Origin of the sequence: Streptomyces sp. V2I9, assembly GCF_030817475.1 — a bacterium.
Lineage (GTDB): Bacteria > Actinomycetota > Actinomycetes > Streptomycetales > Streptomycetaceae > Streptomyces.
On the sequence record NZ_JAUSZJ010000002.1, the window covers coordinates 6,690,734 to 6,711,089 of the forward strand.

The window sequence follows — 20,356 nt, forward strand, 5'->3', positions numbered from 1 at the left end:
CCGCATCGCCCGCCGACTGGGCCGCACCGTGTGGTGGACCGATTTCCCCGTGGACCTCTCCGGCACCGGTGACGGCGGCGACCCGGTGCTCACCCTGCACCCGACGGCCGACGGCACCACGCCGGGGACCGACCCCTGGCAGCGGACCCGGCCGGCGCACCCCGCCCCCGCCGAGGACGCCCCGCGCCCTGTTCCGGCACCACTGGCCCGTTCCGCCGGGTGGGCCGCCCCCACCGAACCGGCCGGCCCCGGCCGGGCGTTCGCCCCGGCGGACGCCGCCGGGCCGGCACCGGGAGCCCCGCCCGGACCGCCGGCCGCCCGAGCCCGGAATCAAGCACCCCCAGCGAACGAGGACACGATGAGTGAGCCCGGCACCGAGCCCCCTGCCTTCTCCCCTCTGGACCCCCCCGCCCCCGGAGGAGTTCGTCGCGGCCGACCGGCTCGCGCCCGACCACTGGCTCTATCTGACCGACCCCGCCTGGCGCGGCGAGGGCCCGCCACCGGAATGGGCGGTCATCGGTCAGTGGCGTTCCGACTCCACCGGCGAGATCGTCGCGTGGGAGGACAACCCGGAGTACCGCCGGTCGCCGGAGGCGATGGGGTGGCCCGAGCCCGCGGACGCGGTGGACCGCGCCGCCCAGCTCGCCACCACCGGATACGGCCCCGTCGAGGACGTCACCGCCGCACTGGCCGGGGCCGAGGTCGCCGTGCCGGTCACGGCGGACGGCGACCCGGTGAGCGCGTCGGCCCCCGACGGCACGGCGGTGGTCCCCGTCTACACCTCCCCGCGCTACCTCCAAAGCCTCGGGCAGCTGGCGTCCGTGACGCTTCCGTTCAGGGAACTGCTCGCCCGCGTCCCCGCCGGTCACAGTCTCTGCCTCAACAGCTCGGCCCCGGTCAGCATGGTGCTGACGGCGGAAGGGCTCGCGGACGTGCATGCGGAAGCGGCGGAGGGGGCCACGGCCTCGACCCTCTGACCTCGAACGCTCCTGTCGGTGCGGCCAGGTGCGGGTCACCACCCGCTCGAACCGGCGACGACCGCCCGGCCTCCCGTGAACTGCGGCCCGCGAGCCTCACGGCTACGCTCGAGAAATGGATCGCAGCGGAGCCGGCTCCGGGCCGGGGACGAACGGCGCCGAGGACATCCAGGACCTGTCGGCACCGGACGCCCGGGGCCCCGCGGTACACGCCCGGCTCGCCGTCCTGGTGGAGCAACGGTCCGCCGCGATCGTCCCGAACGCCGTGATCCGGATCGCGGCCCTCCCGGCGGACGAGTGGGTCATCGTCTCCGAGTCCGGCATCACGGACCGGGACGCGTTCCCCGGCCAGGTCGCGTCCGGGAACCCGACCCACTCGGCGACGGCGGCCATCGGCACGCCGACGATCCGCGTCCACGGGGACTCCGCGACGGTCACCGCCCGGATGACGAACACGGCCCGCTGCCGCCGCCGTTGCGACGCCGGCGCACGGGGCACGGACGTCTTCGTCCTGCGCGACGGCCGTCGGCGGCGCGTTCTCACCCCCATCACGCCCGCCGCGCCGACGGTCCCGGCGTCCTCCGCGTGAAGCGGCCGACCGGCGCCACCCGGAAGTGGCGCGCGGGCTACCCGGCAGCCGCCGCCGTCTTCGCCGTCGGCATGGCCGGCACCACCCTGCCCACACCCCTGTACGGCCTCTACCGGGACCAGCTCGGCTTCTCCGAGCTGATGGTGACGGTGGTGTTCGCCGTCTACGCCCTGGGAGTGATCGCCACCCTGCTGCTCGCCGGGAACGTGTCCGACGAGACGCGGGCCGCAGACCCGTACTCCTGGCCGCCCTCGGCTTCTCGGCGGCCAGCGCGTTCTGCTTCCTCTTCGAGGGTGGGCTTCCCGCCCTCTTCGCCGGCCGGCTCCTCTCCGGGTTCGCCGCCGGCCTGCTGAGCGGCGCGGCGACCGTGACGGTGATGGAACTGGCCCCGCCGGAACGCGCTGCGCGGGCCGGGCTGGCCGCGACCGCCGCGAACATGGGCGGTCTGGGGTGCGGTCCGCTCCTGGCGGGGCTGCTCGCCGAGTACGCCCCCTGGCCCCTGCGGCTCCCCTTCGTCGTGCATCTGGCGCTGATCGCCCTGGCCGCCGTCCTGACCTGGTTCCTGCCCGAGACGGTCGCCTCCGCCCGGCTCCGCGGTCTGCGGCTTCGGCCTCGTGGGCTCGCCGTCCCGTCCGCGATGCGCGGCGTGTTCGTCACCTCGGCGCTGGCCGGCTTCGCCGGGTTTTCCCTGCTGGGACTCTTCACGGCGGTGGCCCCCGCGTTCGTGGCCGAAACGCTCGATGTGCACAACCTGGGCCTGACGGGACTCGTCGTCTTCACCGTCTTCCTCGCCTCGACGGCCGGGCAGGCGCTGATGGGGCGGGTCGGGGAGCGCCGGGCCCTGCCGGGCGGCTGCTTCGTCCTCGCCGGCGGACTCGTCCTGGTCGGCGCCTCGCTGCTGTGCGCCTCGCTGCCCCTGCTGGTCGCCGGGGCGCTCTGCGGCGGCCTCGGTCAGGGTCTGGCGTTCCGCGGCGCGGTGACGGCGATCAGCGCGGCGGCCCCGGCCGAGCACCGTGCGGCGACCGTGTCCGCGTTCTTCGTCATCGCCTACCTGGGCATCTCCCTGCCGGTCGTCGGCGTCGGCGCGCTCACCCTCGCCATCGGACTCCGCGACGCCGGACTGACCTTCTCCGCCTGTGTTCTGGCCCTTGCCCTGGGCGTCGGTGTGTACGTGGCGCGCAGGCCGCCCGCACCCCGTCGACGTACCCGGCGAGCCCCGGACCGCGGACCCGAAAACCCTTGTCGCCCCGGCCGATCATGGTGCGAGACTGGCCCCGTGGACACAGTGACGCGCTTCCGGCAGACGGTCATCTCCTGGGCGGCGGGCGACGCGGACACCCCCCGGCCCGCGGCGGCCGGGTCCGCCCGTGAACTGGCGGCCGAACTGGGCCTGCGGACGGTGGTGCTCGTGGAAGGGGTCAGCGACCGCGCCGCGGTCGAAGCCCTCGCCGAGCGCCGGGGACGCTCGCTGACCGCCGAAGGCGTCGTGGTCGTCCCCCTGGGCGGAGCCACCAGCATCACCCGCTTCCTGCGGCTGCTCGGCCCGGACGGTCTCGGCGTCCGGCCCGCCGGACTGTGCGACGCGGCCGAGCAGCGATTCTTCCTCCAGGGCCTGGAGCGCACCGGTTTCGGCACCGCGCTGACCCCCGACGAACTGGAGGGGCTGGGCTTCTTCACCTGTTACGCCGACCTGGAGGACGAGCTGATACGGGCACTCGGCACGGACGGCGTCCAGCGGGTCATCGACGGGCAGGGCGATCTGCGCACCCTCCGGATCTTCCAGAAGCAGCCCGCCCAGCGGGAGCGGCCGATCGAGGCGCAGCTGCGGCGCTTCATGGGTACCATCGGGGGCCGCAAGGAGCAGTACGCCCGCGCCCTGACCGAGGCCCTGGACCCGGCACGCGCGCCGAAGCCGCTGGACGGGCTCCTCGCCCACCTCTGAGGCGCGCCCCGCCCCCGCACCACCGCCGCCCTGCGTACCGCCGGGTCCGCCGCTCCCCGCCGAGCCGCGCCCGCACCGGAAGCACGGCTCCTCCGGACGCCGGAAACGCCGGAGCCGCGCGGTCGACGACCGCGCGGCTCCGTTGTTCGCGGGGCTCGGGGCTCACCCCTCCCGCCGGGCCCGCCACAGCAGCCAGATGAAGTACGGAGCGCCGATCACGGCCGTCAGCAGCCCGACCGGGATCTGCGCCGGGGCGATGACCGTTCGGCCCACCGCGTCGGACACGACCACCAGCAGCGCGCCGAGCAGCGCGCTCACCGGAATCACCCGCACATGGCTCCGGCCCACCAGAGCACGTGCCGCGTGCGGGGCGACGAGACCGACGAACCCGATCACGCCGACCGCCGCGACCGCCCCCGCCGTCAGGAGGACCGCCAGGCTCAGCAGCGCCAGGCGGGTGGCCCCGACCCGGAGGCCGAGCAGGGCGGGCGTCTCGTCGTCCAGCCCGATCAGGTCCAGTTCACGGCGCATCACCACCAGGACCGGCAGCGCGAGCGCGAGACCCACCAGGACCGGGACCAGCTCGGGGAACGTCCGCCCGTACGTCGAGCCGCCCAGCCAGGCCAGCGCCTTCGTCGCGTTGTACGGGTCGGTGAGCACGATCAGCAGACTCACGAAGCCGGCCGCACCCGACTGCACCCCGATGCCGATCAGCACCAGGCGGTTCTGCTCCAGCCCGCGGCGCGCGGCGAGCCCGAACACCAGGGCGGCGGCGGCGGCCGCCCCGGCCAGCGCGGAGCCGCCGATCAGCCAGAAGCTCGCCAGCGGTACGACGGTGAGCACGGCCACCGCCCCCACACCGGCCCCGCTGACCACGCCGAGGACGCCCGGCTCCGCGAGCGGGTTGCGGGACACCGCCTGGACGACGGCGCCCGCCACCGCCAGGGCCGCACCGGCCAGCAGAGCCGCCGCGACACGGGGGACCCGCGTGTCGAGGACGTACGTCACGAACTGCCCGGACCGGCCCGCGAGCCAGTTGCCCACATCGCCCAGCAGCAGCGTCGCGTCACCGATGAGCGTCGCCGCCACCACCGTGCCGAGCAACGCCACGACCGTCACCGCCAGCGTCAGGACGAAAGCGCGGCGGCTGCGCAGCCGGGCGAACGCCGTCGATCCGCTGTCCGTGCCCACGTCGCGCGACCGGTGGGCCAGGACGATCAGGACGAGCGCGCCGAAGCAGGTCGTGACGATCCCGGTCGGCACCTCGGCCCCCGCCTGCGCCCCGAACACCCCGCGCAGCAGCACGTCCGCGCCGAGCACCACGAGCACCCCCGCCAGCGCCGAGGCGGGGATGAACGCGCGGTGCCGCACCAGGCCCGGAATCCATGTGCCGAGCAGCCGCACCACGGCGGGTGCGCACAGGCCGACGAAGCCGACCGGTCCCGCTACCGCCACGGACACCGCCGCCAGCAGCACCGCGAGGACGACCGCGATGCTGCGTGTCAGCCGGGGGTTCACCCCCACGACCGCGGCGCCGTCGTCGCCGAGCGCGAGGATGTCCAGCCGCCTGCCCAGCAGCATCAGTCCGGCGAACGCCACGAGCGCGACCGGGGCGAGCCGGTCGATGGACTGCATGCCGATCTGGGCGAGCGAACCGTTGCCCCACGCGAACAGCCCGGTCGTCTGCTGGGAGCGCAGCAACAGGAGCATCCCGCTCAGTCCGGTCAGGGCGAGGGTGAGCGCGGAACCCGCCAGCACCAGCCGGATCGGTCCGGCGCCCGCGCGGGACAGGCCGAGGACGACTGCCGCCGCCAGCAGCCCGCCGAGGAACGCCGTGGCCCCGGCCGGCAGAGCCGGCAGCGAAATGCCGAACGCGGCGACGGTGACCACCGCGAGATACGCGCCCGCGTTCACGGCGAGCGTGTCGGGCGAGGCCAGCATGTTGCGGGACACCGACTGGAGGGCGGCGCCCGCCGCACCGAGCGCGGAACCGACGAGGAGCCCGGCGGCGAGCCGGGGCAGCCGGGAGTCCAGGACCACGGCGGCCGTCTGCTCGTCCGCGCTCCGGTCGGCGGCGGAACCGGTGGCCAGCTGCCAGAGCGTGTGCAGGTCGACGGCGGCGGTGCCCTGGCCCAGGTGGACGACGGTGAGCGCCACCAGCGCGGCGAGCATCGAGAGCGCGAGGACGAGCATGAGGCCGCGGCGGGCGGACGCGACCGGAAGAGCGCCCCCGGCGGGGCCGGCCTGCCCCGGAGCCGCGCCCCCGGCAGGACCGGCCGCGCCCGCCACCGGCTCCACGGGCGCGGGCGCGGTGGTTGTGGTGCGTGTGCTCATCGTCAGGCGGTCAGCGCGCCGACGAGGGCGTCGATGTACGCGCGCATCGACGCGGGGCCGCCGAACATCCAGATGCCGTCGGGCAGCCGGTGGACCTCGTCGTTCTTGACGAACGGGAGGGACTTCCACACCGCGTTGTCCTTGAGGCCGTCGGCGAACGGGTCGCCGCCGTCGGAGTCGTTGGCGATGTAGGCGAACTGGGCGTCACCGATCTTCGTGAGCCCTTCGACGTCGGTCGCGGCGAGGCCGTACGCCTTGTCGCCCTTCAGCTTCCAGGGGTCGACGAGGCCCAGTTCGGTGTTGATGTCGGAGAGCAGCGACCCCTTGACGAACGGGCGGACCGAGACCTGGTTGCCCTCCTGCCACCCGTCGGCGAAGGCGACCTTCTCGCCGTCGAGTCCGGCGTCCGCCAGCTTCTTCCTCCCGTCGGCGACCGCCGTGCGGAAGGAGCCGATCTCGGACTTCGCCCGGTCCTCGGTGCCGGTGGCCTCGGCGATGAGATCGACCGTGTCGATCATCTGGTCGATCTGCCGGCTCGCGTCGGCCGAACGCACCACGGCGACCGGGGCGGCCTTGGACAGCTGCTCGACGGCGGATTCGGACAGGTCGGTGGTGGCGATGATGAGGTCGGGCTCGAGGCCCGCGACGGTGGCGACGCTGGGCTCGCCGCGGGTGCCTATGTCCTTGACGCCCTTGGTGAGCGGGGCCGCCTTGTCGTAGGCGGTGTATCCCTTGACGTCGGCCACGCCGACCGGCTGGACGCCGAGGGTGACCAGCGTCTCGACGACGTTCCACTCGGTACCGACGACCCGCTCGGCCGGACCGTCCAGCGTGATCTTCTTGCCGCGGGCGTCGGTGAACGTCACCGCGCCGTCTCCGGCGGACTCCTTCTTCGGCGCCTCGGTGGTGCCGCAGGCCGTGAGGGCGAGGGCGGCCGCGGCGGCGAGGACGGGCCACGTCAGGTGGTGGTTCTTCATGGGGGTGTTCAGGCCCTTTCGGAGCGCAGGTGGTGGCGGCCGACCGCGCGGGTGCGCGGGACGCCGGTGGAGGAGTCGGTTTCGACGTCGATACGGATGCCGTACGCGTCGCTCAGCCGCTCGGGGGCGTAGACCTCGGCGGGTGTGCCGGCGGCGACGACCCGCCCGGAGGAGAGGAGGACGACCTGGTCGGCCACGGCGGCGGCCTGGTCCAGGTCGTGCAGCACGACCCCGACGGTGACGCCGTGGGTGTCCGCGAGGTCGCGGACCAGATCGAGGATCTCCACCTGGTAGCGCAGGTCGAGATAGGTGGTGGGCTCGTCGAGGAGGAGGACGTCGGTGTCCTGGGCCAGACAGCAGGCGAACCAGACGCGCTGCAACTGCCCGCCGGACAGGCTCTCCACCCCGCGGTCCGCGAAGTCGGTGAGGTGGGTGACGGCCAGCGCGTGCTCGACCATCCGTGCGCCGTCCGGGTCGTTGCCCCGGAGCCGTCCCCGGTAGGGGTGGCGGCCGAATCCGACCACGTCGCGCACGCTGAGGCCGGCCGGTGCGTTCCGGCTCTGCGCGAGCAGGGTGACGCGGCGGGCGAAGTCGGAACGAGACAGGGCGAGGGCGTCCACGTCGGGGGCGTCCCCTCCACCCGGCACGGTCACCCTGCCGGTACGGGCCTTGTGCAGGCGGGCGACGGCCCGCAACAGGGTGGACTTCCCGCTGCCGTTCGGGCCGATGAGCGCGGTGACCCGCCCGCGCGGGAGCCGCAGGTCGGCCGCGTGCACGACGTCGGTACGGTCGTACGCGATCGTCATGCCGCGGGCGTCGAGGCCCGCGACGGGTCCTGGAACCGCACCGGATGGGGCCTGTCCGGGGCAGGCATCAGAGGACAGGGTGGTGGCACCGGCGGCGGACTCCGGGCGGCCGCGCGATGACGGGTCTTCTCGGGCGAGAGCAGGAACGATCACGAGAAGCGAGGTTAGCCTAACCTAAATTATGGAGGTCAAGGGGAAATCGGAATCGTGTCCTCCGTGTAATCCTTCGGGCGTGCTTCCCGGCCGCTCCGCCTGACGGCTCCCGGGTGTCGTCGGGGGGTCCGCAGGGTGTCGATGCGGTGTGCGGGCCCCTGAACGGCGGCATTTTCCGGCCGAAGCGACAGCGGGCCGCCTGTCGCCGCCATTGCGTCGGTGCAGGTCAGCCGGTTGTTTTGGATTGAACCGTCGAAGTCCGTCCATATGCTGGACGGCCGGTGCGGGGTCCCTGAGCTGCCCGCATGACCATTCGGTCGGTTCGAACGTAGATCTGCGGCCAGAAGCCAGCCGTCGATGTGCGCCTACTTTCCGCATGCGTAAGACTCCTGACCGCAATCACGCACCCGACGAAGGAGTCTTCACTCATGCGACGCAACCTGCATGCCATCCTCGCAACCTTCACGGCGAGCACGCTTCTGGTGGGCGGCCTCGCCGCCGCCACCGCGCAGGCGGCACCCGCGAAGGAGAAGAGCCTCTACGCGCCCTCCGCGCTCGTCCTCGGTGTCGCCCGCGGCGAGGATCCGCTGACCGCGACCGTCGAGCGGGCCGTGACGCTCAGCTGCGCCCCCACCGCCGAGGGGACGCACCCCGATCCCGCTGCCGCGTGCGAGGAGCTGGCCGAGGTCCGGGGGGAGTTCTCCGAGCTGACCGCGGGTCCGTCGAACCGGACCTGTACCCGTCAGTGGGACCCGGTCGTCGTGACCGCCCACGGTGTCTGGCAGGGTGAGCCGGTCCAGTTCAGCACCACGTACGGCAACGCCTGCGAGATGGCGGGCGGCACCGGTGGCAACGCCGTCTTCGCCTTCTGACCTGCTCCGATCCACGCCGCCCGGTCCCGGCCGAGCCGCTCGGCCGGCGGCACGGCGATGACGAGGGCCGGGGCCGGTGGACTGCGCGCCGCACGGGGCCGGGCGGTCGCGTGGTCGCGGGCCGAAGGTCCGGTGCGAGGTCAGCGCACCGGGTCGAGGAGGACGTCGAACGCGGCGGGCAGCCTCTTCCACCCCTCCCGGCCCGATCCGTACTCCTCGTCCGTGAGCAGGCAGGAGTCCAGCAGGGCGGTCAGGCCGTGGCGGTCGAGGCCGGGGGAGACGAACACCAGGTGCTGGCAGCGGTCGCCGTGCTCGGGATGCCGGTCCAGCGCGGCGGCCGCCCTCCGGTACGGCGGCGCCAAGGACCGGGCGGCGTCGGGCAGCGAGGCGAGCCAGGGGCCGGTGTTCTCCACGCCGAGCGCGCCGCCCGCCGCGTCCCGGGAGAGCAGGGTGTCGGGCCGGTCCGCCGGCCAGAACCGTCCCCGGCTGCGGGTCGCGGCGCAGCTCAGCTCCCCCGGCGCGTCGAAAAGACGGCCGGGGTGGAACGGCCGGTGCCGCCGCCGGACGAGCGTGCCCACCCCGGCCTCTTCCGCCTCCTGCGGAAGCAGTGCGCAGGCGGGGTGCTGGGCGGCCGCAGCCGCCTCCACATCGAACCCGGCGAACGCGAGACGGGACAACTCGCCAGAGTCCGACGTGAGCTGACGGGCAGTCGGATTCAACTGCCGGATGAGCGCGTGGTCCTCGTCGTCGGCCGCCGGGTTCGGCGCCACGGCGAGCACGGGTGCGTACTCCATCTGCCGGGCCCAGGTGTCGCCGACGGTCCGCCGGTCGGCGGGTGCCGCCGCGAGCCCCGCCTCGGCCAGGTCGTCGCCGTTGGCGAGGCAGGGCAGGACGAGCGTGGGGTCGACCGCCGTGAACACATTGGTCACCTCGGCGGCGTCGCTGTGCGCGGCGATCACCTCGGCCATGGACTTCGGCTCGACGGAGTCCCACAGTTCCAGGACGGCGAGGCGGGTCGTTCCGTCCCCCGCCAGCCGTTCGAGTTCGGGGACGAGGTCCTCGCGCAGCGCGCAGCAGGCGCAGTCGTTCACGAGCGGCGTTTCGCCCGCGGCCGGCGCGCCCCCGGCGTCGCGCAGGGAGCGGCGGACCGTGCCTCCGGCGGCTGTCGACAGGTCGTGGTGCAGGGCGGCGCTGTGCGGCACGACCCGCAGCAGCCCCTCCACCACCTCGTGGCGCACCTCGGCGTGCAGGCCGCAGACGATGACGACGGGCAGCTTCGCACGGTGCCCGCTCACCGGGCCTCCCCGCGTCCGTAGCGGCGCTCGAACCGCTCGACGCGTCCGGCGGTGTCCAGGACGCGGGCGGTGCCCGTGTGGAAGGGGTGGCTCGCGGAGGAGATCTCCACGTCGACCACCGGGTAGGTGGTGCCGTCCTCCCGCGTGACCGTGCGGTCGCTGGTCATGGTCGAGCGAGTCAGGAACGCGAAGTCGGCGGTGTTGTCGCGGAAGACGGCAGGGCGGTGGGCGGGGTGGATTCCCGGCTTCATGGCGATGTCCTCGGGGCGGGGTGAGGGGGCGTACGGCAGGGCTGGGAGCGACGGTGCGGGATCAGCGCTCCTCGCGGAAGGCGCCATGGTGGCGGGCGATCGGGTCGAACGTGTGCGGCACCGTCCGATCGGGGTCGTTCCGCCGGTTCTTGCGGGTGACGTAGGTGTGGCCGGTTCCTGCCGTGGAGCGGAGCTTGATGACGGGGCGTGCTTCGGTGCGAGCCACGGACGCCACTATATGGAAATGGTTACCATGTTCAATAATGGCACCGTTCCGAAGGGGAGGCCGGCCGATGGCGTGGCGGGCCTCGCCGCGCCACCAGCCGCCCCGCCGCCCTCAGCGGCCCACCGGGTCGGCGTGCGCTCCGTCGCCGGGGGCGACGAGGGCCAGGTGGCCACCGTCGTCCAGCGGAGTCGGAACGGTCAGCGTCGTGACCGCGGCCGTCCGGTCCGCGTCGAAGACGTGTACCTCTCCGTGGCCTCCCCGGCTCACCGCGACCAGGCCCGAGCCGGGCGAGGCGGCGACCGCCCGCCGTTGGGCCCCGTCCCACGGTGTCCCGCCGGGCCGGGGCGCTCCGGCCATGGCGGGCAGGGGGAGCCGTGCGCAGACCTCCGGGCGGGACCCGGCGTCCAGGGGTGCGGTGAGCAGGACGAGTTCGTCGCCGTCCGGGTGGATCCGGGTGTACGCGATATGGCGAGCGGCCACCGCGAGCCGGAAGACCAGTCCGGGGCCGACCTCCAGCCGCCCCGTCACTCCCGTGTCGAGCTGGTGCCACCAGGCGTCGTTGGACCACTCCGCCCACCGCCCCGGATCGCCCGAGCCGTCGCGCACGCAGGACCAGAGCATACGCCGCACGGGATCGAGCCGCAGGTAGTGGCCGCGCCCTCCGGAGCGGCCGTCGGCGGACCAGGGGAGCGGGGTCTCCACCGTGAGGCCGTCGCCCTCCCGCCGTACGCGATGCACTCCCGATCCCGCGGCGGCGAACACTCTTCCGGTGGTCGGGTCGTGGGCGTCGCCGTGCCCGTCGTCGTCCGGCAGGGCGATCCGGCGGTCGGGGCCGGCCGGAGGGCAGGACGGGGCCGAACGCATCAACTCGCCGTGCCGGTACGTCAGGAGCTCGCCCGGCTCCCGGTGGCGCAGCATCACGAGTGGCGAGGGGCCGCCGAGGACCGTGACACCCGGCTCGCCGGTCCGTCCCCGTACGCGCACGGCGACCGCGCCGTCCGGTGCGTCGAGATCGACGGCCGTCAGCAACCCGGTCCACGCCTGCTCGTTACGGCCGAGGCCGGTGGTCACCGCGAGGAGCCGTCCTCCCGGAGCGGCCGCCAGATGCTCGGCGGGAACCGCGACCGGCACCCGGCGCCGGACCAACGGGGCTCCCGTGCCGGGCCCGTAGGGGTCGAGGACCAGCAGTTCGCCCGCCCGGTCGTCCACGCAGGCGACCAGGCCGCCCGGCAGGGCGAGGAAGCCCGCGTGCTCGGAGGGGTGCCGATGGCGGACCTCCGCCCGCTCCGCTCCGTCCGGGAGGTCCAACAGGCTGATGCGCCCGGCGACATGGTCGGAGACGAGGAGGCGGGGCGGAGGGGCGGGGGTGGGTTCTGCGGGGTACGGCATGGCGAACTCCTGTGATGGGCGGGGTCGATGGAGCGGTGGTGGCCGCTGGGGTCTCGGCGGCATCTCCACTCGCTTTATTGGAAATGATAATCATGTGTAGAGTTTTGGCTCGTGGCGGGGGACGCTCCCGGGGCTCCGCCACCGTCGCTGCCGCATGCCCCGGGATCGCACAGGAACGTCGAGGGACCGCCGATGCCACGAACCGCGCTGAGACTCCGCCGTTGGGCGGCGATCGCCGTCCTGGGAGGCCTGCTGGCCGGCTGCGGAACGGAGAAGACCGACACCGCAGGGGAGGCCGCCGCACCGGGGAAGGGGGCCGGGGGCCGTACGGCCACGGACGTGCGGCCCATCGAGGCCGCCGCCCGGATCACCGACGCCCGGGGGGTCACGGTCTCCCTGCCGAAACCGCCCGAGAAGATCGTCTGCCTGGTCGCCCTCTGCGACGACATCCTCGTCGAGCTGGGTATGACCCCCGCTGCCACCAACTCGCAGGTGCTGGCGCACCCGAAGTTCCTCGGCGAGGAGAAGGCGGCGAGGATACCGGCCGTGCCCGGAGGCTTCCTCAGCCCCGAGGTCGAGGCGATCCTGTCCCACCGGCCCGACCTGGTCATCGGCCTGGAGGACACGCACGGCAAACTCGCCCCCGCGCTGAAGGGCGCCACGACCTTCTGGCCCGTCCAGCCGGGCTCCTGGCAGGACAGCGTCGGCTACCTGCGGGACCTCGCCGCGCTCACCGGCCGCACCCAGCAGGGCGAAAAGGCGGAGAAGTCCTTCCGTACCCGCCTGGCGCGGGCGGAGAAGCAGAAGAGCGACAGGACCGCCCTCATCGTCTTCGGCAGCGACGAGAACTTCGGCGTGGCCACTCCGGAGACCGACGTGGCGGCCGGACTCCTCCCGAAGATCTCCCACTACCCCTGGAAGAGCCGTGGGGTCGACGGCAGTTACAGCCTGGAGGAGATCCTCGCGCGGGACGTCGACGTCCTGTTCGTGGAGACCCTGTCCTTCGGCGCACCGGACGGCAGACTCTCCGACAAGCTGGCGAAGAACCCCCTCTGGTCCCGCATCCCCGCCGTGGAGCACGGCAAGGTCATCGAGGTGGACTCCGAGGTATGGGCCAAGGGGCGCGGCACCCGCTCCCTGGGGCTCGTCCTCGACGAGGCGACGGCCGCACTGCGGTGAGGCGTCTGCTCCTGGCGCAGTTCTGCCTGGGCGCGGTGGCCCTGGCGAGCGCGGTCTGCGCGCTCGGCCTCGGCACTCCGTACGTCCCGCCCGCCGACCTCCCGGCCACGTTCGGGGCCGATGGGATCACGGGTCTCGTCGTCACCGAACTGCGTCTTCCCCGCATGCTGTTGGCACTGATCGCCGGTGCCTGCCTCGGCGCGGCGGGGCTCGTCCTCCAGGAGGCCCTGCGCAACCCGCTGGCCGTGCCGGAGATGCTGGGGGTCTCGTCGGGGGCCGCGCTCGGCGTCGCCGCACCGCTCGTCCTGACCCTGGCCGTCCCGCTCGTACTGCAGCCGTTCCTCGCCCTGGCCGGGGCGGCACTCGGCGGACTGCTCACCCTGGTCGCCGCCGGCCTCGGCCGCAGCCCCTCTGCCGTGCTGCTGACCGGGGCCGCCGTGGCCGCCGCGCTCCAGGCGGCCCTGCTGGTGCTCATGGTCATGGCCGACCAGCTCGACCTCCAGCTCATCTACCGGTATCTGCTGGGCAGTCTGTCCGCCCGCACCTGGGACGACGTCACCGGTCTGCTGCCCTGGCTGGCCGTGGCCGTTCCCGCGCTGGTGCTGTGCGTGCCGGTGCTCGGCGTGCTCCGGCTCGGCGACGACGACGCCCGCGCGCTGGGCGTACGGGTGGAGCGGGCGCGGGTGGCCGCTCTGGGCATCGCCGTCGTCCTCATCGCCCCCGTCGTCGCGGTCTGCGGTCCGGTGGCCTGGGTCGGATTCCTCGCCCCGCACCTCGCCCGCCGCCTGCGCCCGGACGCCGGCGCGGCCGGGTGGCTCCTCCGGTCCGCCGCGTGCGGCGCGATGGTCGTCCTCTGCGCCGACCAGCCCGCCCGGCTGACGCTCGCCCCGGTCGAGACGCCCGTCGGAGCGTGGACGGCATTGGTCGGGGTGCCGGCCGGGGTCCTGCTGCTGAAACGGGGGAGAGGGCCCGCACGGGAGCGGGGACAGGACGTCCCCGCCGTGCCGGGCCCGCCGGCCGGCCTCCCCGCCCCCGTCCTGCGGAAGGCGGAACGATGACCTGGGGTGCAACGCCCGGACGCCCCGCCCGCGCTCCGCGTGCGCCGGGCGCCCGGATGGGCGGGCTCGTCCTGCTGGCCGCCGTGGTGGCGTGCGCCGATCTGTTCGCGGGCCGGGGCGTCACGCCCGAAGGCGTACGGGCCGTACTGCTCGGGGCCGGGTCCGATCCGACGACCGAACACATCGTGCTCCACCTGCGAGTCCCACGGCTGCTGGTGGCGCTGGTCGCCGGGGCGTCCCTCGGGGTGGCCGGGCTGGTGCTCCAGTCGGCGCTGCGCAACCCGCTGGCGGGCCCCGAGGTCACCGGCGTCACGCCCGGTGCGGTGCTCGGCGCGGTGGCCGCGACCGGCCTCGGCCTCGCGGGCTGGGACTCCCCCGTGGCGGTGGTCGTGGCGGCCTGTCTCGGCGGCTTCGCCGGGGCGGGGCTGCTCTGGCTCCTCGCCGGACGTGACCGGGGCGACCCGGACGGGACCGCCGTCCACGGGGTCCTCGTATCGGCGGTGCTCGCGGGACTCACCGCGGTCGTCCTCCTGGTGGCGCCGGGTGAACTCGGCAGCGTCGTCCAGTGGTTGATCGGTTCCACCGAGGGGCGGGTGTGGCAGCACGCGCATCTGCTCTGGCCGTGGGCGGTCTTCTGGGGCGCGGCGGCCTGGCTGCTCGCCGGCCCCCTGACCCTGTTGCGCTGCGGCGATGAACAGGCGTCCGCCGCAGGGCTGGCCACGGGCCGGGGGCGGGGGGCGGCGCTCGTGTGTGCGGTGGCGCTGACGGCCGGAGCCGTCTCGGCGGTGGGTGCGCTCGGCTTCGTGGGGCTGCTGGTGCCCCATCTGGCGCTGGCGGTCTTCGGGGCCGATCTGCGGGTCTCGCTGCCGGGCGCCGCCCTGCTCGGTGCGGTGGTGGTGTGCGGTGCCGACGCGTCCGCCCAACTGCTGTCCCGGTTGCTGGCCACCGCCCTCGACGCCGACCGGCTGACGCTCCCGGTCGGCGCCCTGACCACCTGCGTGGGTGCGGGACTGCTGCTCGCCGTGGCGCGGCGACGGGTGGACGAGCGATGAGGAAGGGAACGGATGGAGGAGGCTGACATGGTCGAAGGTCTGACCGGACACGCGGGTGGGGGCGCGGTGGAGCGTCCCGGTCCGGAAGCGCGCGGTGAAGGGGGGACGTCGGCGGACTCGGGTGCGGGGGAGGGGACCGGCCCGGAAGTGGTGCGCGCGGAAGGGCTGTCCTTCGGCTACCCGGGGCGGCCGGTGCTGCGCGGGGTGGACCTGAGCGTCCGGGCCGGTGAACTGGTCGCCCTGATCGGATTGAACGGATGCGGCAAGAGCACCTTCCTCAAGCTCGCCGCCGGACTGCTCGCCCCGAGTGGCGGGCGCGTCCTGCTGGAAGGCGACGACGTGGCCCGGCTGTCCCGTCGTACCGCTGCCCGACGGGTGGCGCTCCTCCACCAGTCGGCGCCCGCGGTACCGGGCCTGACGGTGCGCCAGCTCGTGCGACAGGGGCGCTACGCCGCCAGGGGGCCGCTCGGGATGCTCCGGGAGGGGGATGACGAGGTGACGTTCCGGGCGCTTGCGGACGTCGGCGTCACCGCCTGGGCCGACCGCCCGGTGGACGCGCTGTCCGGCGGGGAACGCCAGCGGGTGCGGCTGGCGATGGCGCTGGCGCAGGACGCCCGGCTGCTCTTCCTCGACGAGCCGACCACGTACCTCGATCTGCGGCACCAACTGGAGGTTCTGCAGACGGTCGTACGGCTGCGCGCGGAGCGCCGGCTGACGGTGGTGATGGTGCTGCACGACCTCAACCACGCCGCCCGGTTCGCCGATCGCATCGTCGCCCTGCGCGAGGGGCGTGTCGCTGCCGACGGGCCTCCGGGCCGGGTGGTCACGCGACAGCTGCTGGCCGAAGTCCTCGGCGTGGAGGGGCGGGTGGGCATCGACAGCGAGGGAGGGTGGCCCGTCTGTTACCCAGATCACCCTGTCGGCCCGTCCCAGCTATTGCGGAATGAAAATCATATTCATTAGTGTCTGTGGTGCGGCACGGAACATCGCCGCGACCGACACCCACCCGATGTGAATGGAGGCTTCAACTCATGGAGCAGGACAAGGTGTTCAGCCCGATCGCCGACCAGGGGCAGCTGGCCCATCTCTCCGCCACCCACTCGAACGCCCTCGTCGAGAACCCCTTCGACGACGCCGCCGAGGCCGACACCGCGGCCGAGAAGTAGGCCGGACCTGCCGCTGACGGCAGGTTCCCCGCACAGAGCGGGCGGGCCCGCCCGGTGAGACCCCGGGCGGGCCCGCACCGTTCCCCCTGAACCTCCCGCCTCGCGCTCCACCCCCTCTTCCCGCCCCTCGCTTCCGTTCCGGAGGATTTCGTGACCCGCAGTCGACTGGCTCCCGGCACCGGGATCGTCACCGTCCCCGGTGCCGGCCCCGCACTCCGCACCTCGGGAGGGGAGTTCCTGCGCATCGACCCCGGTGGCGCCGACGTCGACGCCCTGGTGCGCCGCCTCGTGGGGGAGGCAGAGGCGGCCTCCGGAGATTCGGAGGAGCGGCAACTCGCTCCACTCGTGAAGGCGTTCGAGGTCGCGGGGTATGCCGTCTCTGCCCCGCCCCGACCCCCGCTCGCCGGGTGTGCCGTCCACGTCCTCGGTGACCCGGTGCTGGCGGAGCCGTTGGCCCGCTGCGCGGGTGCGGAGGGCGCCGAGGTCCACCCGGCCTCCCCGGACCGCGTGGCGGAACTGGCCCGCGTGACCCCTGGCGACCGCGCCGAGGGGCGCGTCGCCGTCGTGTGGTGCCTCGACTCGCCTGTGCGCGCAGGACTGTGGGACGCGGCGGACCGACTGCCGGAGCGGCGCGTCGCCTGGCTGCGCTGCCACCGCGAGGGCGCGCACGTCTGGACCGAACCTCTCGCCGCGGCCCCCGGCGACGTCACCTCCCGCCATGTGCGGCTCCGCAGACTCGCGGCCACCCCGGCCCACCGCGAACTCGCCGCGTACTGGGCCGGACACCGGACCCCCGACACCGGCCCGCACCCCACGGATGCCTCCGCCGCGCTGATCGCCGCTCTGCTCACCGCGGACCTGATCGCCTGGGCACAAGCCGAGGCCGAAGCGGAGCTGGACACGGGACCGGGGCCCGGAAGCGGCGCGGATTCCGGAGCCGGGCCGGGAGGCGGATTCGCGGCGGGCCGGAGTGCCGGTCTGCCGCTCCGCCGGCGGCTGCGCCGGATCGACCTGCGCTCCCTCACCGTCACCGAGCACCCCGTGCTGCCCGTCCCGGACGTCGTGCCTCTGCCCGCCACGGCCCCGGCGAGCGCGCGCCGCGAAGCCGGGGCCTCGAAGGACGGCTCGTGAACATCCGTACCGTGGGAGTCCCCGCGCCGGACGGTACCGCGCTCGCCACCGACGTATGCCTTCCGGACGGGGCCGGCCCCTGCCCTGCCGTCATCATCAGAACCCCCTACGGACGGGACGCCCACCGTGCCGAGCTGCGCGGCTGGGCGGCGCACGGATTCGCGGCCCTCGCCCAGGACGTACGGGGCCGCCACGGCTCACCGGGGGAATGGCACCCCTACGGGGGGCACGAGGGGCCGGACGGAACGGCCGCCATCGCCTGGGTCCGGGCCCAGCCGTGGAGCAACGGAGAGGTCGTCGCGGTCGGGGCCTCCTACGCCGCCTACTGCGCCCTCGTCACGGCGCTCGCCGACTCCGGCGGCGTGCAGCGCGACCCTGTGCGCCCGGATGCGGTCCACCGCGCCGACGGCCCCGACGCCGTCATCGCCGCCGTCCCCGCGCTCGGACTCACCGAGACCGCGCGCGAGCCCGGTGGCCCGGAACGGCTGTGGGCCCGTGCCGGCTGGTGGGCGGCCCACGGTGACCGGCGCGACTCCGAACCGGACGCGCTGCACCGCGCCCTGGCGGACGATCCCCGCCTGCTCGACCACCTCCCGGTCGCCCGTCTGGGGGAGCGCCTGGCCGAAGCGCTCGGGCGCGAGTTGCCCTCGTGGCCCCGCCTCTGGGCCGAACGGGGCCGGGGGAAGTCGGCCGCGTCGGGCTCCACCGTCCGCCTCCCGCTGCTCGCCGTGGGCGGCACCCGCGACTCCTTCGCGGACGACACCGTGGCCCTCTGGCAGCGCTGGGGCGGACCGGCCCGCCTGCTGCTCGGTCCCTGGGGCCACCGGCTCACCTCCGACCCGGCCGCCCCGCCCCGCGCACGCGTCAACCTCGGGGCGCTGTACGTACGGTGGGCCCGCGCCGCACTCGCCGGACGTCTGGAGCCGACGCGGAGCGGGATCATCGCCCTGGGCGACAGCGGCCGTTGGCACAGCGCCCATGGGGCGGCGATCACCGCCGAAGCGTCCGCGCCGGGTCGGCCGGAGGCGGGGCGGTGGTGGCCCTTCGGCTCGCCCACCGGTCTCCGGCTGCTCCACGGAGCCGCGTTCACGGCCGATCCGGACCGGCCCGTGCGCTCCGACGGCCTCGCCGCCCCGGCCGGCGGCGCACAGCCCGACCGGTGTCTGCTCCTCTCACCGCCCCTGCCCCGCCCGCTCGACCTGGCGGGCCCCGCCCTCGTCCGGCTCGACGTCACGGCCGACACGCCCTCCGCCGACTGGGCCGTACGCCTGACCGCACTCGACCCGGCCGGCCGAGCGGACCTCCTCGCCTTCGGCATCGTCCGCCGCACCGACCCGCCCGGCCGGGCGACAGGCGTCACCGTGCCGCTCGGCACGCTGGGCCGCCGGCTGCCCGCCGGAACCCGGCTGCGGGCCGAGGTCGCCGGACACCACTTCCCCGCCCACGTCCGCAACCCCCACACCGGCGAGGACCCCGTCACCGCCACCCGGCTCGTCCCGTCCCGCCGGACCGTGAACCCGCGGGGCAGTGCCCTCCACCTGCCCGTCGTCGCCCGACGCCGTTACGTCGAGCCCGCACCGGAGATATGCCGTTGACCAGCGTCCTGCCCATCGAAGCCCTCGTCGATCCCGTCAGCGGAATCCTCCGGGGCGTCGCACCCGTCGAGCACCCCTCCGGGGCCCCGCCCCGCTACACCGCGATGACTGCCGACGTCGCCGACGCCCGCCGCCTCGGCGCCTGGCCGGCCGACCGCGTGTCGCTCGGCACGACGTTCGGCGACCCCGCAGGTGCGTGGATCGCCGCCGTGGCGGAGGGGGTGGAGCGCTACTGCGGCAACCGCGTCCCGCCGCCCGGCCACCCCCGCGAACCCCGGCGTGCCACCGCTGCCGAACTGGCCGCCGAGGGCCACCGCGTCTACGGCCCCGGCGCCCTGCCCGCGTACGCCCCCTGGCAGTACGGCCGCGCCGGTTTCCCGTACGCCGAATTCACCCCGGACACACCGGCACTGTGGACCCGTGCCACCGAGAACGGACGTCCCTGCTGGGTCCCGGTGGCGCTGACATACCTCAACTGGCGTCAGGGCGCATGGCGTTCACTGCCCCGCACCCATCACCTCAACTACGCGGGCATCGCCACCGGACAGGGGCTCGACGACGCCGTCGAGCGCGGACTCCTCGAAGTCGTCGAGCGCGACGCACTGGAGCTGTGGTGGCACCTGGACGGGCCCACCCGTGGCATCGACCCTGCCTCCGTCCCCGGACTCACCGAGGACCTGGCGGGCTGTGGTCTCGACGCGTACATCGTGGAGCTGCCCTCCGAGTTCGCGCCCTGTGCGGCGGCCCTCGTACACGATCCCGAACGCGGCGTGTACGCGGCCGGGTTCGCCTGCCGGTACGACCCGGCGGAGGCCGCCCGCAAGGCCGTCCTGGAGGCGGTGCACACGTGGGTGTTCACCCAGGGTGCGGTGGACGCCGACGGTTGGGTGTACCGGGCGATCGACGCCGGCATGCTCGCCCGCGGTCTCTACCTCGACCACCGGGCCGACCGGCGGTATCTCGACGACTGCGGGGCCGAGTTCGCCGCCGTACGGGATCTGGGCGCACATGTCCAGGTCTGGCTGGACGACCGCATGGCCCCGCTCGCCCGCCGCTTCACCGAGCCCGCGTTCGGGGTCGGCCCGGTCTCCGCGGTCGAACCCGGCAGCCGCGCCGCCCTCGACGCGGCGCTCGCCGCCGGAGGGCACCGGGTGATCACGGCGGACCTCACCACGGAGGACGTCGCGGAGACCTCGCTGCGCGTCGCCCGCGTCCTCGTCTCCGGCCTCGTGCCCAACGCCCCGGCCGCCTTCGGCTACTTCGGCTGCCCCCGCTTCGCGCAAGCGGCGCTCGACCGGGGCTGGCGTTCCCGACCGCCCACGGGGCCACAGGACTTCACCCTCGCCCCGCCGCCGCACATGTGA

At 74.5% G+C, this 20,356-nt stretch carries 18 protein-coding genes and 2 pseudogenes; 13 read left to right on the forward strand and 7 right to left on the reverse strand.

Annotation, left to right across the window (positions count from 1 at the left end; genetic code table 11):
• Nucleotides 1-358: 358 nt before the first annotated feature.
• The 4 genes and pseudogenes from QFZ71_RS28925 to QFZ71_RS28940 all read left to right on the forward strand — a co-directional run bounded on the left by QFZ71_RS28925 (nucleotide 359) and on the right by QFZ71_RS28940 (nucleotide 3,508).
• Nucleotides 359-977, forward strand: a pseudogene (locus QFZ71_RS28925) (type VII secretion system-associated protein).
• A gap of 115 nt (nucleotides 978-1,092) precedes the next feature.
• The gene (locus tag QFZ71_RS28930; RefSeq protein WP_307671100.1) at nucleotides 1,093-1,566 is read left to right on the forward strand and encodes a nuclear transport factor 2 family protein; all 474 of its coding nucleotides are present in this window, start codon (nucleotides 1,093-1,095) and stop codon (nucleotides 1,564-1,566) included.
• Between the two features lie 71 nt (nucleotides 1,567-1,637).
• Nucleotides 1,638-2,764, forward strand: a pseudogene (locus tag QFZ71_RS28935) (MFS transporter); the annotation flags it as partial.
• Nucleotides 2,765-2,968: 204 nt separating this feature from the next.
• Nucleotides 2,969-3,508, forward strand: a complete 540-nt coding sequence (locus QFZ71_RS28940) for a TOPRIM nucleotidyl transferase/hydrolase domain-containing protein (protein WP_307671621.1) — start codon at nucleotides 2,969-2,971, stop codon at nucleotides 3,506-3,508.
• A 162-nt stretch (nucleotides 3,509-3,670) separates the two neighbouring features.
• Here QFZ71_RS28940 and QFZ71_RS28945 read toward each other — a convergent pair whose 3' ends face one another.
• From QFZ71_RS28945 to QFZ71_RS28955, 3 genes are read right to left on the reverse strand one after another with little or no spacing between them, the layout of a single operon-like run.
• Nucleotides 3,671-5,842, reverse strand: coding sequence for an iron ABC transporter permease (locus QFZ71_RS28945; protein ID WP_307671101.1), 2,172 nt, complete (start codon nucleotides 5,840-5,842; stop codon nucleotides 3,671-3,673).
• Nucleotides 5,843-5,844: 2 nt separating this feature from the next.
• Complete coding sequence (locus QFZ71_RS28950) at nucleotides 5,845-6,819, reverse strand: iron-siderophore ABC transporter substrate-binding protein (RefSeq protein WP_307671102.1); 975 nt, start codon at nucleotides 6,817-6,819, stop codon at nucleotides 5,845-5,847.
• A gap of 8 nt (nucleotides 6,820-6,827) precedes the next feature.
• Nucleotides 6,828-7,625, reverse strand: a complete 798-nt coding sequence (locus QFZ71_RS28955) for an ABC transporter ATP-binding protein (RefSeq protein WP_373465170.1) — start codon at nucleotides 7,623-7,625, stop codon at nucleotides 6,828-6,830.
• Between the two features lie 581 nt (nucleotides 7,626-8,206).
• On the opposite strand from QFZ71_RS28955, the gene QFZ71_RS28960 reads away from it, so the two are divergent.
• A complete protein-coding gene (locus QFZ71_RS28960) occupies nucleotides 8,207-8,650 on the forward strand; it encodes a subtilase-type protease inhibitor (RefSeq protein ID WP_307671103.1) in 444 nt (147 codons plus the stop codon).
• A gap of 140 nt (nucleotides 8,651-8,790) precedes the next feature.
• On the opposite strand, the gene QFZ71_RS28965 is transcribed toward QFZ71_RS28960, so the two are convergent.
• The 4 genes from QFZ71_RS28965 to QFZ71_RS28980 all read right to left on the reverse strand — a co-directional run bounded on the left by QFZ71_RS28965 (nucleotide 8,791) and on the right by QFZ71_RS28980 (nucleotide 11,811).
• Nucleotides 8,791-9,945, reverse strand: coding sequence for a GTP-binding protein (locus QFZ71_RS28965; protein WP_307671104.1), 1,155 nt, complete (start codon nucleotides 9,943-9,945; stop codon nucleotides 8,791-8,793).
• Nucleotides 9,942-10,196: a type B 50S ribosomal protein L31 gene (locus tag QFZ71_RS28970; protein WP_307671105.1), complete on the reverse strand. Its 255-nt coding sequence runs from the start codon at nucleotides 10,194-10,196 to the stop codon at nucleotides 9,942-9,944. Before QFZ71_RS28970 ends, QFZ71_RS28965 begins: the two co-directional genes overlap by 4 nt.
• A gap of 61 nt (nucleotides 10,197-10,257) precedes the next feature.
• Complete coding sequence (gene rpmG, locus QFZ71_RS28975) at nucleotides 10,258-10,422, reverse strand: 50S ribosomal protein L33 (RefSeq protein WP_307671106.1); 165 nt, start codon at nucleotides 10,420-10,422, stop codon at nucleotides 10,258-10,260.
• Between the two features lie 111 nt (nucleotides 10,423-10,533).
• Nucleotides 10,534-11,811, reverse strand: a complete 1,278-nt coding sequence (locus tag QFZ71_RS28980) for a hypothetical protein (RefSeq protein WP_307671107.1) — start codon at nucleotides 11,809-11,811, stop codon at nucleotides 10,534-10,536.
• 192 nt (nucleotides 11,812-12,003) lie between these two features.
• Between QFZ71_RS28980 and QFZ71_RS28985 the strand changes: the two genes are divergently transcribed.
• The 8 genes from QFZ71_RS28985 to QFZ71_RS29020 all read left to right on the forward strand — a co-directional run bounded on the left by QFZ71_RS28985 (nucleotide 12,004) and on the right by QFZ71_RS29020 (nucleotide 20,356).
• On the forward strand, nucleotides 12,004-12,990 hold the full coding sequence (locus tag QFZ71_RS28985) for an ABC transporter substrate-binding protein (RefSeq protein ID WP_307671108.1): 987 nt from the start codon (nucleotides 12,004-12,006) through the stop codon (nucleotides 12,988-12,990).
• A gap of 11 nt (nucleotides 12,991-13,001) precedes the next feature.
• Nucleotides 13,002-14,048: a FecCD family ABC transporter permease gene (locus QFZ71_RS28990; protein ID WP_373465214.1), complete on the forward strand. Its 1,047-nt coding sequence runs from the start codon at nucleotides 13,002-13,004 to the stop codon at nucleotides 14,046-14,048.
• Nucleotides 14,045-15,100 carry an iron ABC transporter permease gene (locus QFZ71_RS28995; RefSeq protein ID WP_307671110.1) on the forward strand — a complete coding sequence of 352 codons (1,056 nt, stop codon included), beginning with the start codon at nucleotides 14,045-14,047 and terminating at the stop codon, nucleotides 15,098-15,100. The genes QFZ71_RS28990 and QFZ71_RS28995 overlap by 4 nt, the downstream gene beginning before the upstream one ends.
• Before the next feature lie 27 nt (nucleotides 15,101-15,127).
• Complete coding sequence (locus tag QFZ71_RS29000) at nucleotides 15,128-16,063, forward strand: ABC transporter ATP-binding protein (protein ID WP_373465215.1); 936 nt, start codon at nucleotides 15,128-15,130, stop codon at nucleotides 16,061-16,063.
• Nucleotides 16,064-16,131: 68 nt separating this feature from the next.
• On the forward strand, nucleotides 16,132-16,266 hold the full coding sequence (gene amiA / locus QFZ71_RS29005) for a streptamidine family RiPP (RefSeq protein WP_307671112.1): 135 nt from the start codon (nucleotides 16,132-16,134) through the stop codon (nucleotides 16,264-16,266).
• 150 nt (nucleotides 16,267-16,416) lie between these two features.
• Nucleotides 16,417-17,397 (forward strand): hypothetical protein, encoded by a 981-nt coding sequence (locus QFZ71_RS29010; protein WP_307671113.1) that lies wholly within the window; start codon nucleotides 16,417-16,419, stop codon nucleotides 17,395-17,397.
• Nucleotides 17,394-18,992: a CocE/NonD family hydrolase gene (locus QFZ71_RS29015; protein ID WP_307671114.1), complete on the forward strand. Its 1,599-nt coding sequence runs from the start codon at nucleotides 17,394-17,396 to the stop codon at nucleotides 18,990-18,992. The genes QFZ71_RS29010 and QFZ71_RS29015 overlap by 4 nt, the downstream gene beginning before the upstream one ends.
• Entirely contained in the window at nucleotides 18,989-20,356 is a 1,368-nt protein-coding gene (locus tag QFZ71_RS29020; RefSeq protein ID WP_307671623.1) for a YcaO-like family protein, read from the forward strand. The genes QFZ71_RS29015 and QFZ71_RS29020 overlap by 4 nt, the downstream gene beginning before the upstream one ends.